The sequence below is a fragment of the Paenarthrobacter sp. A20 genome (assembly GCF_024168825.1).
Classification (GTDB): Bacteria; Actinomycetota; Actinomycetes; order Actinomycetales; family Micrococcaceae; genus Arthrobacter.
The window spans coordinates 2,008,842-2,020,810 of sequence record NZ_JALJWH010000001.1 but is presented as its reverse complement, the minus strand read 5'-3'; the positions used below and the strand labels follow the sequence as shown (position 1 = coordinate 2,020,810).

Annotated in this window: 12 protein-coding genes; 2 read left to right on the top strand and 10 right to left on the bottom strand. The window is 62.8% G+C overall.

Features of this window, described 5'->3' with window-relative positions; translation table 11 throughout:
* Positions 1-47 precede the first annotated feature (47 nt).
* The 3 genes from J3D46_RS09645 to J3D46_RS09635 all read right to left on the bottom strand — a co-directional run bounded on the left by J3D46_RS09645 (position 48) and on the right by J3D46_RS09635 (position 1,417).
* Complete coding sequence (locus J3D46_RS09645; protein ID WP_011773737.1) at positions 48-251, bottom strand: cold-shock protein; 204 nt, start codon at positions 249-251, stop codon at positions 48-50.
* Between the two features lie 172 nt (positions 252-423).
* A complete protein-coding gene (locus tag J3D46_RS09640) occupies positions 424-1,032 on the bottom strand; it encodes a LytR C-terminal domain-containing protein (protein WP_231339620.1) in 609 nt (202 codons plus the stop codon).
* A gap of 49 nt (positions 1,033-1,081) precedes the next feature.
* Complete coding sequence (locus J3D46_RS09635) at positions 1,082-1,417, bottom strand: DUF3263 domain-containing protein (protein ID WP_374110786.1); 336 nt, start codon at positions 1,415-1,417, stop codon at positions 1,082-1,084.
* Between the two features lie 106 nt (positions 1,418-1,523).
* Between J3D46_RS09635 and J3D46_RS09630 the strand changes: the two genes are divergently transcribed.
* Together J3D46_RS09630 and J3D46_RS09625 are read left to right on the top strand one after the other, a co-directional pair.
* A complete protein-coding gene (locus J3D46_RS09630) occupies positions 1,524-2,294 on the top strand; it encodes a uracil-DNA glycosylase (RefSeq protein ID WP_231339634.1) in 771 nt (256 codons plus the stop codon).
* Positions 2,295-2,435: 141 nt separating this feature from the next.
* Positions 2,436-3,275: a siderophore-interacting protein gene (locus tag J3D46_RS09625; protein ID WP_253466644.1), complete on the top strand. Its 840-nt coding sequence runs from the start codon at positions 2,436-2,438 to the stop codon at positions 3,273-3,275.
* A gap of 76 nt (positions 3,276-3,351) precedes the next feature.
* Here the strand turns inward: J3D46_RS09625 and J3D46_RS09620 are convergent, their stop codons facing one another.
* The 7 genes from J3D46_RS09620 to gcvT form a co-directional block, all read right to left on the bottom strand.
* Positions 3,352-4,839 carry a threonine/serine exporter ThrE family protein gene (locus J3D46_RS09620; protein WP_159709126.1) on the bottom strand — a complete coding sequence of 496 codons (1,488 nt, stop codon included), beginning with the start codon at positions 4,837-4,839 and terminating at the stop codon, positions 3,352-3,354.
* Between the two features lie 27 nt (positions 4,840-4,866).
* Positions 4,867-6,183, bottom strand: a complete 1,317-nt coding sequence (locus J3D46_RS09615) for a peptidoglycan bridge formation glycyltransferase FemA/FemB family protein (protein WP_231339622.1) — start codon at positions 6,181-6,183, stop codon at positions 4,867-4,869.
* A gap of 111 nt (positions 6,184-6,294) precedes the next feature.
* Positions 6,295-7,383 carry a peptidoglycan bridge formation glycyltransferase FemA/FemB family protein gene (locus J3D46_RS09610; RefSeq protein ID WP_231339623.1) on the bottom strand — a complete coding sequence of 363 codons (1,089 nt, stop codon included), beginning with the start codon at positions 7,381-7,383 and terminating at the stop codon, positions 6,295-6,297.
* A gap of 118 nt (positions 7,384-7,501) precedes the next feature.
* Entirely contained in the window at positions 7,502-8,323 is an 822-nt protein-coding gene (locus J3D46_RS09605) for a DNA/RNA non-specific endonuclease (RefSeq protein WP_231339624.1), read from the bottom strand.
* 38 nt (positions 8,324-8,361) lie between these two features.
* On the bottom strand, positions 8,362-9,774 hold the full coding sequence (locus J3D46_RS09600; RefSeq protein WP_231339625.1) for an L-serine ammonia-lyase: 1,413 nt from the start codon (positions 9,772-9,774) through the stop codon (positions 8,362-8,364).
* A gap of 407 nt (positions 9,775-10,181) precedes the next feature.
* Positions 10,182-10,568, bottom strand: coding sequence for a glycine cleavage system protein GcvH (gcvH, locus tag J3D46_RS09595; protein WP_231339626.1), 387 nt, complete (start codon positions 10,566-10,568; stop codon positions 10,182-10,184).
* A 261-nt stretch (positions 10,569-10,829) separates the two neighbouring features.
* Positions 10,830-11,963 carry a glycine cleavage system aminomethyltransferase GcvT gene (gene gcvT, locus J3D46_RS09590; protein WP_231339627.1) on the bottom strand — a complete coding sequence of 378 codons (1,134 nt, stop codon included), beginning with the start codon at positions 11,961-11,963 and terminating at the stop codon, positions 10,830-10,832.
* Positions 11,964-11,969 lie beyond the last annotated feature (6 nt).

Below are 11,969 nucleotides of genomic sequence, written 5' to 3'. Positions count from 1 at the left end.
TACACAGGGGGTTTCAGCCAATGGCTGACGGTGGCGTGCCGTGGGAGCTAGGCGACGCGTACACCTTCGGCCTGCGGGCCTTTCTGTCCCTCACCCAGTTCAAACTCAACCCGCTGGCCCTCTTCGAGGGCGCGGAAGCCATCCATCTGGATAGCTGACCAGTGTACAAAGACGTCGTCGCCGGATTCATCCACAGTGATGAAGCCGTAGCCTTTTTCGGCGTTGAACCATTTGACGGTTCCCAATGCCATGATGCCCACACTTTCGCAGTAGCCAAGTCCGGTTGCCGGGATCTCCGTACCGGAATTAATCCACTGTAACCACTGTCACTATCCCCGCGCTCCCATGCAAGGCGCGGGGGTGACTTTTGTTATTGAGGCTTAACCGAGTTTGGGCATTCGGAGCCCATCCGGGCCAGTTGGGCTACTGGAAGCCCGGCCCTGCCACAACTACCAAGGGCTGCTGGACCTCGGGAGATTCAACGATCGACTGGATACCCAGCAGGGCGCCCAAAGCCTCGGCGTTCACCTTCTGCTCCGGTGCGTTGTAGAAGATCACGGACGTCTGCTGCGGCAGGCCGCCCCAGTTGCCCACAGTGCTGAGCGTCCATCCGTCGGCCTCCACCAGGCCAGCAACACGGCCAGCCAACCCAGCGGTGCCGGCGCCGTTGTAGACCGCGACCGGCGTGGCCTTGTCCACGGGAGCCGAGGACGGCGTCGCGGATGGGCTATCGGACGGGGTCGGTTCGCCGGATGTGGCCGGGGCGCTGCTGGATTCGCTTGGTGTCGCTGAAGACGAGGCGTCAGTCTGCTGAGGTGCCGGCGTCGAGGCGCTGGGCGCGGCGCCGGGTGCCACGACGCCGAGGTTCGGAAGGACCAGGAAGGCCACCAATCCGAGGACCAAGGCCACCGCCCCAACAGTCAGGACCGGCCACAACGTGGGGCGCGCGGTCTCCTGGGCGTCGCGATGTACGCCCTGCCGGGATGTGTTCTGCGGAACCTGGTCGAATTCGTCCTTGGCATACTTGGTCATGGTGAAGCGTTGTCCTTGCTGGTTGCTGCTGACAGATCAGCCTGGCGATTTACGCGTCGGACCCCAAGCGACGTGCCGTCCGCGCACGCTGGCGGGACGTACGTAGTCTACGCAATCTCTTGACGAGCATGGGATCGTGGGCCAACGCGTCTTCGGTGTCAATCAACGCGTTCAGGATCTGGTAATAGTGTGTGGCCGAGAGATCGAACAGCTCACGGATGGCTTGTTCCTTGGCGCCGGCATACTTCCACCACTGCCGTTCCAGCGCCAGCATCTGCTGGTCCCGTTCGCTGAGCGGAGAGTCACTGCGTATCCCGGCCGCGAGGTCCTGGAGGTCAAAACCCGTTGCCTGCGGCGCCATCGGTTCCGGTGCTGGTTCTGCCACGGCACACTCCTTCGACGCTTGTTGGGGGAAAATGTCCTACCCCCATGTTATAGGCGAATAACAACGCTGTCATTCGCCGGGCCGGGGCGGCGCGGGAGACAATGGCCTGGTGAATGGCGAGGACGCACTCTTTGATCTAGAACCAGCAGATGCGGGCGAGGCTGGCTTCGCCGAGCTGCCTGACCGCCCACTCGAAGAACTGATGACCCCTGACTGGGCCGATGCGCTGCGCCCTGTCGAAGGCCATCTCCGCAGTGCGCTGGCTTTCGTAGCCACCCAAGCCACCAAGGGGACACAGGTCCTGCCTTCCGCCGAGAACCTTCTGCGGGCCTTCAAGCAACCGCTGGCCGACGTCAAAGTACTGATTCTGGGCCAGGACCCGTACCCCACCCCGGGACACGCCGTCGGGCTTTCCTTCGCAGTGTCGCGGCAAACGCGACCCATCCCGCGAAGCCTGGCCAACATCTACCGGGAACTTCACGACGACCTCGGCCTGCCGCCACGGGTCCATGGCGACCTCAGCGCTTGGACGGACCAAGGCGTCCTCCTGCTGAACCGCGTTCTCAGCGTCGCAGCCGGCGATGCCGGTTCACATCGCGGCAAGGGTTGGGAGGCCATCACGACGGCGGCAGTTACCGCCGTCGCCAACCGTACGGACGGCGCGGGGCGCCAGAGCCCGCTGGTGGCGATCTTGTGGGGCAAGGACGCCGAGGGCGTGGTTCCGTTGCTGGGTGGGGCGCCGTCGATCGTATCGGTCCATCCGAGTCCGCTCTCGGCGTCGCGGGGTTTCTTCGGTTCCAAGCCCTTCAGCCGCACCAACGAACTGCTGGTGGGGCAGGGTGCGGATCCCATCGACTGGGAACTGCCCGTCCTGTAGCCCGTCCACCAACCCCGCCCCAAAGCGACGATCTGTGAGAGGGGATCCGCCCCAAAGCGACGATCGGTGAGAGAGCGCCGGGGTTGTAACGTTCGACTCATACCCAGCGGACGTCCAGCGGATTAGCTTAGGCTTACCTATATGACTGCCCTCCCCGTCACATCGTCCGCCACACGCAAAACACGCCCGCAGGTCAACCTGACCGTCCTGCGCACCGAGCTCCTCTCACCGCATATGGTGCGGATCGTGGCAGGCGGGGCAGGATTCAGTGACTATGCGAACAACGAGTACGTGGATCGCTACGTCAAGATCGTCTTCCCTCAGCCGGGCGTCGATTACCAGTACCCGCTGGATTTGTGGGCCATCCGCGAAACCATGCCGCGCGAGCAGTGGCCGCACACACGGACCTACACCATCCGCTGGGTAGATTTGGAAGCCCAGGAGCTGGCCATCGACTTCGTCGTCCATGGCGATGAAGGGCTGGCAGGGCCTTGGGCGGCTGCGGCCGAACCCGGCGATTCGCTGATCTTCACTGGCCCGGGCGGCGCCTACAACCCTGCCCCGGACGCCGACTGGTACCTCTTCGCCGGCGATGACGCCGCCATTCCCGCCATTGCGGCCTGTGTGGAAACCCTTGCGGCGGACGCCCGGGGCACGGTCTACCTCGAGGTGGATAGCGAAGCAGACATCCTTCCGATCTCCGCACCGGCCGGCGTCGAACTGCACTGGCTGCTGCGCAGCGGAGTGCCTGCAGGGGCCAGCGACCTCCTGCTCGAGGCCATGCGCAACACCGAGTGGCTGGACGGCCGCGTGGACGTCTTCGCCCACGGCGAGCGTGGCTACATGAAGGGTCTCCGCGAGATCTTCTTCGCACAGCGCGGCTTGGAGCGTTCCCAGGTCTCGCTGTCGGGCTACTGGGCCCAGGGCCGGGTGGAGGAAGTCTTCCAGGCCGAGAAGAAGCTTCCCGTCGGCCAAATCTAGATACAGGCCAAATCCAGCTTTCGTTCTTAAAGCCGAACGGCGCCGCCCAGGTGGCGGCGCCGTTCGGCTTTTGTTGTTAACGCCTCCGTACCCGGCGGCGCTCGTTACTGGAGAGGCCCTTCGTGAGCGGCCTGGCCAGGTTGTCACCGAGCACGATGCCTGCGGCGACACCCAGCACTATCGCACCGGCATTCAGCATGCCACCGGCACCCGCCAGGAAGTCGCCCCCTTCCACGGTCAGGGCGTACATGGAGCGGAATATCGTCAGTCCAGGCAGCAGGATCAGCGCTGCTGGAACTGCGACCACCAGCTGGGGAGCACCCAATTTAAGCGCGACCACGCGAGCCAGCAGTCCGATAACCACCGCCGCGACGGCGGGCGATAAACGGTCGCCGAGCCCGGCTTCGCCCACACCCCACAAGACGAAGAACCCCACGATGCCGACTGCCGCCGTCGGGAATAACAGCCGCATTTGGGTTTGTTCGGTGACGCCAATGGCCACCACCGCGATGGCGATGAGGATGGCTTGGACCAAGAGGGGGTACGCGTCGGGGAATGTTTGTGTGACGTCCAGGACGGCGCTGCCCATGAGCGTCCCCACCACGACGGCGACGCCGATGCCCGCCACGATGGCCCCGAAGGTCAACAGCGTCGACAGGAACCGGCCCGCGGCCGTTACGGGGAACCCATTGATGGCATCCTGCACCGACGAGACCAGCCGCCCTGTTGGAAGCAGCAGCAGGATGCCGCCGGCCACCACAATGGACGGAGCGATGTCCGCGCCCGCCCACCGCAACATCAAGGCGATAAAGGTGACCAGGAAGGCGCACGCCATGGTGTTGAAGAAGTCTGCGGTCCGCCATCTGGCAAGTTGGCGGGAGAGCAGGCTGACCAGGATGTTGGAACCGAAGGCAACCGCAGAAGCTCCCAGGCCGCCACCCAAAACGCCGACGAAGACTGCGGCAAAGATGCCGAAGGCAATGGTGACCATCCACCGTGGGAAGGGCTTGGCGCTGCGGATGATCTCGTTCAAGCGGCGCACGGCTTCGTCGCGGCCCACTCCCCCGGCCACGATGTCCGTGACCAGTTGGTGCACTTGCGCAAGGCCGGCGTAGTTGTTGGTCCAGGAGCGCACCACGCGGAGCAGCGTGATGGGGGTCTGGTCCTTGGGCGCGTAATTGATGGCCACCGACTGGTTGGTGATGTCCACTTCAACGTTCTTCAGGCCAAGGGCAGCCGTAACGGCGATCATGCTCGTCTCGACTTCCAAGGCACCTGCCCCGTAGCGGAACATGACCTCAGCCAGGTGCAGGGCGAAGTCGATGGTCTTACGGGCGGAGGCATCCACTCCCACCACCTGGATGGTGGGGTTGGCATACGGACTTCCGGCAAGCCGGTCCACGATGTTCATGGGCGCCGTGGGCGGGCTGTCACCCTGGACCAGGCGCATGAGCATGCGTTTGGCGTTGACGTTCTGCCGGACCTGCGATGGCCGCAGCGGCTGGGTCTTGGGCAAGCCGTCGGTATGGGGCCTGCTGGCGGACCCCTCGGGGCGTTCAGTCACGCGGTGATCCTCCCTTGGCTTGATTGATTAGCGGTTCCCCCGCAGGTTTCGTACTACTGGCAATTTCTCAAGGGGCAATCGTCCCAGCACTGTCTGGGCGGCTCCTGCGAGCTTCCTGACCACCCGATAGGCGTTGAAGATGAGCGGGTTCACCGGGGCCACGAAGTCTCCCACCAGTTGGACTACTTCGCCACCGAAGCCCTTCTTGAATTCGTAGCCGCCGTGGCCGGTCTCATCCTGGCCCTGGATGCCGAACGTGCCGTAGAAGTTGTAGCGCGAGTAGCCGTTGTTGAGCGCGTGCAGCATCATGCCCCAGTAGAGGGAGGTGGCACCGTTGAAGTAAATGTAATCCTGAACTGTGCCGCCGATGACGCACACCAGTTCGTCACCTGAGCAAGCGAAGTGGATGGCTGCGACGGTGGCGACGCCTACGGAGTCCGGGAACCGTTCGATGTCCTTGAGGCTTCGCTCGTAGCTGTCCACGAGGTCCTGGACAACCTTGATGCGGTTGGCCTTTTTCTTGCTGCCTGTTTCCTCAACCTCGCGCTTGAGGTCTGCCAGGGTCTTGGATTCGGCATCCAGGCGTTCGGTGATGGACGCGCGGTACTCGGGGATGTTGATTTTGGCCATCATGAGCTTGGTGAACTCATCGGAGGTGTTGCGGAGCAGTTGCTCGTAGTACTCGCGTTCGCGGTACGTGAAGCCCTTCTCGTCGCCGGCGGTGCTCAGCGCGTTGTAGAACTCATCCAAGGTCTCCAGCGTGGCTTGCTCCAGGTAAACGCCGTTCTTTTCGGCTTTCCGGATGGCCTTGCGGGTGCGGTAGTTCATGCCCATGATCAGCTCTTCGGAATCTGCGATCCCGTCGAGCTGCTTGATGAACATCCAGTTGATGTTGGCGAAGTTCATGTCGAAGCCCTGGTGCTTGAAGCCCAGGCCTTCGAACTCCTTCAGCAGTGGGCGGTTGTCCTCTACCTCCGGGTGCTCGGCGCCTTCTTCGTCCCGTGCGATGTACCGGATGTTGGGTGAGATCCGCAGTTCCGCGGCCTTCTTCGAAGCCGCGTGCTTCTTCAGCTGCTCGACGACGAAGCTCACCATCGCGGGGTCGCTGTAGTCCATCAGTGGTCCCTTGGCGCAGTCGCACACCTTGTAGCCGAAGCGGTTGCTTGTGTAGACGAGCTTGCCAGCGGCGATCAGGCTCCCGGCCTGCCTCACGCCAAAGAGCTCGACTTCCTGCCCACGGGCGCGCTGGAAGCGTGTCAGGTCCATGGACTGGATGAAGCTGCCCTGGGGGTGTCCCTTGGCAAACGTCTCGAAATCAGCGTCACTGAGAATCACGAATTCCATGTCGGTTCCAGCCTCAATCGGAGTCAAAGAAAATACCTCACCTAACAGTAGATTTGCACCCGTTGGTGGCCGGGGCGGGCCTGAAGTTTGCTTGCTGCCGATAACTGGCTGTCAGTAGAACTGGCCGCCGGTGCGCATGGTTTCGAGTCGACGGAAGATACGTTCCGCTCCCTTTAGCCACAGCTTGTAGCGGACTGGTCCCAGCACAAGGTCGTAACAGCCCACGAAATCCGTGACGGTCTTGGTGAAGCTGGTCTTGAAGGATCCCAGGCCATAGAGCGGGTGCGACTTGTCCTTGATCTTGGCCGCAGGGGGTGTGCCGCAGAAATCGTATTCCACGCAGCCAAGCTCCTGCATGCGCCGGATCGCAGCCCACTGCGCCAAGTGTGAGTCACCGTACTGCTTGCGGTTCTGGGTGGAACCGCCGTCCTTGTACGTCGCCTTGGAACCGTAGTTGATGACGAAAGCGCCAACGCTCGGCGCCCCGTCCTCGTGAACGAAGAAGAAGTGCCCTTGGCCTCGGCTGCTGAACTCTTCCCAGAACGTGGCGTAGTACTCATAATTCCGGAGCGGCATGGCCCCCTTGGCGTTCATGGTGTTCTGCATGAGGCCGTAAAGCTTGCGGTAACTGTCTTCGCCGGGCTCCGCCTGGACTACCTCGCAGCCTTCACGCTCCGCCCTGCGGACTGCGTTCCGGGCACGCGAGGAAATGTTGCGGAGCACTTCATTGGCCGGTGCCGAGATATCGAGTATCGCCGTTGAGTCGTTGGATTGGATGTTCGGTGCTTTAACCAAGCCAGCGGCCTTCAGGTGCGTCACCGCCTCGGGTGAGTCCACGACGTCGGGCTCTATCTTGATGGCGAAGACGTTCATCTTCTGTTCCTTGGCCAGGGCGGCGATGGCCGTGAGCATGGGGGTCATGTCCTCTACGGCAGCAGCGTCCGGGCCTTTGATCAGGTACCAGAGCCGGCCCATGACCGGGAACTTCTTCTCCAGGAGCAGGTTGTAGCTGGCGTAGCCGGCGCTCTCCACCACAAGGCGGCGGACCAGCCAGCCGTTGCCGTCCTTGACTGCCGCGTAGGCGTCCGATTGCAGCATGTTGCCGCCATTCGGATTGGCCGTGACGTGCTTGTCCCAGTTGTCGATTTCCTCGGCGGTGGCAAAGCGGGCGGTGAATTCTCGCAAGGTGGCCGTGTCCAATCTCAGGGTTTTGGTGCAGTGTTCAAAAGCGTGGTGCGCATGCGGACATGCAGCCCTAAGTCTATCGGGCTGAGAAAAATCGGCTCATTTCTGAGCTGAAGCGGGCGCTAACAGGTGCTTACAAACGGATCTGGTCCATGCTCTCCAGCTGGATTGCCTTCGGTTGCTTTCCGAGTTCACGCTGGCCGCTGACAAGGCGGTCCGCAGTGGACAGCCGGCTCAGGCTTAGTCCTGTCAGGTCCGCGATCTCCCCGATGGGGACCTGGAAGGTCCGGAACGGACCCAGCGGGGGCGGTTCGCCTTCCAGGAGCCGCGTCTCGATGGCTCTCTTCAGGTCAACCTTGCCCAGCAGCGGCGACTGGTCCAGGACGAACCCGACGGCGGCCAGCTTGGCATCGTTGGTCCATGCCGCGATCTTCCAGAACTTCCGCGGGATCTGGACACCACGGTACGGCTGATCATCATCACGGAAGACCGGTCCTGTGAAGACACTGAGTTTGGCGTCGTGGGCGTCGGCATGTTCAAGCACATGGTCTTCGAGCCCCACCCACAGCTCCTTGCCCTGGTTGAAGTCATCCACTTGCGGCGCAGCGTTGGTGAAGGCAAACGTATCCTGGTTGGCTTTCTTGGCCGTAGCAGCATCGCCCCAGACAGGATCAAGGCGCCGGACCAGGTGTCCACGGTCGAACGCGTTGTTCTTGTAGACGTCCGGGCCTGCCTGTTGCTCCTTGGGGATCCTGTCGTCGAAGTGCCAGGTTCCCTCGCGGGCCAAAGGGTTCAGCTCCGCACCGCTGATGTTGACACCCACGATCGCCGCAAGCTTCCGGGCAGCCCGGAAACGCACAGAAAAGTGGATGTAGTCCAACAGAATCGTCGTCGCCGACGGACTGGGCAGCTCAAGGCGTGCCCGCAAAAAATCCCTGTCGTATCCCCCGCTCATGGATACAGCATGGCACTAGCCACCGACAGTAAACAGACTCAGCATTCGACGACGTTGACGGCGAGGCCGCCCATCGCGGTTTCCTTGTACTTATGGGACATGTCCTTGCCCGTCTCCCGCATGGTCACGATCACCTCGTCCAGGGAAACCCGGTGCGTCCCGTCACCCCAGAGCGCCATCTTCGTAGCATTGATCGCCTTCGCCGCAGCGATCGCGTTCCGCTCAATACACGGAATCTGCACCAACCCCCCGATCGGATCACACGTGAGCCCCAGGTTATGTTCCATCGCGATCTCCGCAGCGTTCTCCACCTGACCCGGCGTACCACCCATCACCTCAGCCAACCCAGCAGCAGCCATCGACGACGCCGAACCCACCTCACCCTGACAACCCACCTCAGCCCCCGAAATAGAGGCCTGCTCCTTGTACAACACACCCACAGCACCAGCAGCGAGCAGGAACTTCACCACCACATCATCCCTATCAGCCTGGGTAGCCTGATCCATGCCCGGAGCATAATTCAACGCGTAATACAGCACCGCCGGGATAATCCCCGCCGCACCATTCGTCGGCGCCGTCACCACCCGGCCACCCGAAGCGTTCTCCTCATTGACAGCCAGGGCGATCAGGTTCACCCACTCCTGCCAATACTTCGGATCGTTCCGGTCCTTATCCTCCTTCAGCAACCGCTCCAACCAATCAGGAGCACGACGCCGGACCCGCAACCCACCAGGCAACACACCCTCACGCTTCAAACTCGTTTCAACACAGGCCTCCATCACCGACCAGATATGCAGCAAACCCTCCCGGATCTCCTCCTCCGACCGGGACGCCCGCTCGTTGATGAACATGATGTCGCTGATCCCCAACCCCTTGGACGCACACCGGCCCATCAACTCCGCCGCCGTCCTAAAAGGCAACGGCAACTCCTTCTTGGACTCCTCCAACTCCTGCTGGGCCGCGTTCTCCTCACCCTCACGGACAATGAACCCACCACCGACCGAGAAGAACGTCGCCTCCCGCAGAACATTCCCCTCAGCATCAGAGACAGCAAACTTCATCCCGTTCGTATGCCGCGGCAACACCGTCAACGGATGCAACACCATATCCTCCACCGCATACGGCAGCTCCACACCTTCACCGGACGCACCGGCCAGGTTCAGCACACCCGTCTCAGCGATCATGGCCAACCGCTCCTCCACCTCCTCAGGCAGAATGAGCTCAGGGTCGAAGCCCTCCAGTCCCAGCAACACTGCGGTGAACGTCCCATGGCCTCTGCCCGTCGCAGCCAATGAGCCGTAAAGATCAACCCTCAAGCCCACCACGGAATCGAGCACGCCGGACTCACGCAGCTCGCGGGCAAACACCGCCCCGGCCCGCATCGGCCCCACAGTATGAGAACTCGACGGACCAATACCCACAGAGAACAGATCGAAAACACCAACAGCCATGGTCGGGATCCCTTAATACAGCTTGAAACGGTCCGGCAGATGGTCCTGCCGGATGGCCTCCCCCGCTTGTGGCGGTAGGCGACCGAAGCACGACGCCGGATGGCCCCCAAAGGCGGCAACCCGGCGTCGCAAATTTATTCAGTTCTACAATCCCACGCTACGCCTTGTGGGCCGGTGCTGCCTGCGAGCGTTCGGGCCCGTTGGGTCGACGTCCTCCGCGGGCTCGGTCGCTGAAGCGCCCGCTGGGCGGACGCGAAGCTCCCTTGGACGCCCGCTTCCGGACGCCAGCCCAAAGGGGCCCTTGGCGAGGGCCATCCCGGCGCCCAATACGGGGTCTTGCTGCGGAACATGCCGTGCGCACGGCACGACCCGCAGCGACCCCCCGAATCAGACTCGGTCGAAGGGAGTTAGGAGAGGTCTCCGCCATTCTTGGAGGCGTATTCCTCGGCAGAGAGCAGCGGGCCGTCGGACTCAGCGGCGACCTTGAAGAGCCAGCCGGCACCGTAAGGGTCGCTGTTGATCAGTGCGGGGTCGCCGACAACTGCGTCGTTGATCTCCGTGACCTCACCGGTGACCGGCGAGTACAGGTCCGAGACGGACTTGGTGGACTCAACTTCGCCGCAGGTCTCGCCAGCGGTGACCGTGGAGCCAACCTCGGGCAGGTCAACGTACACGATGTCACCCAGAGCGTCGGTGGCAACCTCGGAGATGCCGACGGATACCGAGTTCCCTTCGCCGCGGGAGACCCACTCGTGCTCGTCGGAGTACTGAAGTTCGGGCGCTACTTTGGGCATTCTGATTCCTTTACGTGTAGTGGCTACATCTAATTGTGTCGCGCCGGGGGCCGTGAGCGCGGATGATTCAGGGGTGTGGCAAAGGATCACCTTCGGCAGGCCCCCACTCCCCCAGCACCTTAGCGGTTCACGAAGCGCCGGAGGACTCTCCCCTTTGGAACCGACATCCGGAAGCGGGCGTCCAAGGGAGCATCGCGTCCGCTCAGCGGGCGCACATGCGACCGAGCCCGCGGAGGATGTCGGTCCCAAAGGACCCGCAACTTACTTTTGGCGCTTGTAGAACGGCAGTGCGACGACTTCGAACGGCTCGCTCTTACCCCGCAGGTCGATGTCCAACGCGGTACCCAGACCAGAGTGCTCGACGTCGACATACGCCAACGCTACCGGGTAGCCGAGCGTGGGGCTGGGCTGGCCGGAGGTCACTTCGCCAACCACTGCACCGTCCTTGAGGACCGGGTAGTGGCCGCGTCCGGCGCGGCGTCCCAAGCCCTTGAGGCCCACGAGCTTGCGCCCGCTGGTGGCACCGGCCCCGTCAGCCTTGAGGGCAGCGAGTGCGTCCTTGCCGACGAAGTCGCCTTCCTTGGACAGCGCCACCACCGGGCCGAGCCCTGCAGCGAAGGGGTTGCCTTCGCGGGAGAGCTCGTTGCCGTAGAGGGGCATGCCGGCTTCGAGACGCAGTGAGTCACGGGAAGCCAGGCCGGCGGGAGTGAGTTCGCCTTCCTCAGCAACGTCGGCGATGGCTTGCCACAGGGCTGCGGCGGAATCGTTCGCCACGAAGATCTCGAAGCCGTCTTCGCCGGTGTATCCGGTGCGGGCCAACAGCAGGTCTTGAGTGCCGCCGTCGAACGTGAACGGGACTTCAACTGCCGCGTAGTACTTCAGTTCGGTGACCAGTGCGTGCTGTTCGGCCGGAACCAAGCGCAGCAGGATGGCTTCGGCGAGCGGGCCCTGCACTGCAATGAGTGAAGTTTCGGCCGAAGCGTCCTCAACCGCGACGTCGAAACCGGCCGCTCGCTCCAGAAGGGCTTCGGCGACAACGGCAGCGTTGCCCGCGTTTGGAACCACCAGGAACTTCTCGGAACCGCGACGGTATGTGATGAGGTCATCGATGATGCCGCCGTCTTCCTGGCAGATCAGCGAGTACTTGGCCTTGCCGTCGGACATGGCGGAGATCTTTCCCACCAGGGCGAAGTCGAGGAACGCAGCAGCCTCCGGACCGGTGACCCAGACTTCGCCCATGTGGGAGAGGTCGAACAGGCCGGCGGATTTGCGGACTGCGTGGTGCTCGGCCAGTTCGGAGGAGTACTTGAGCGGCATCTGCCAGCCACCGAAGTCGGTGAAGGACGCGCCGAGCTTCTTGTGCTCTTCGTAGAGAGCGGTGTAGTTCTCAGTCATGACCAG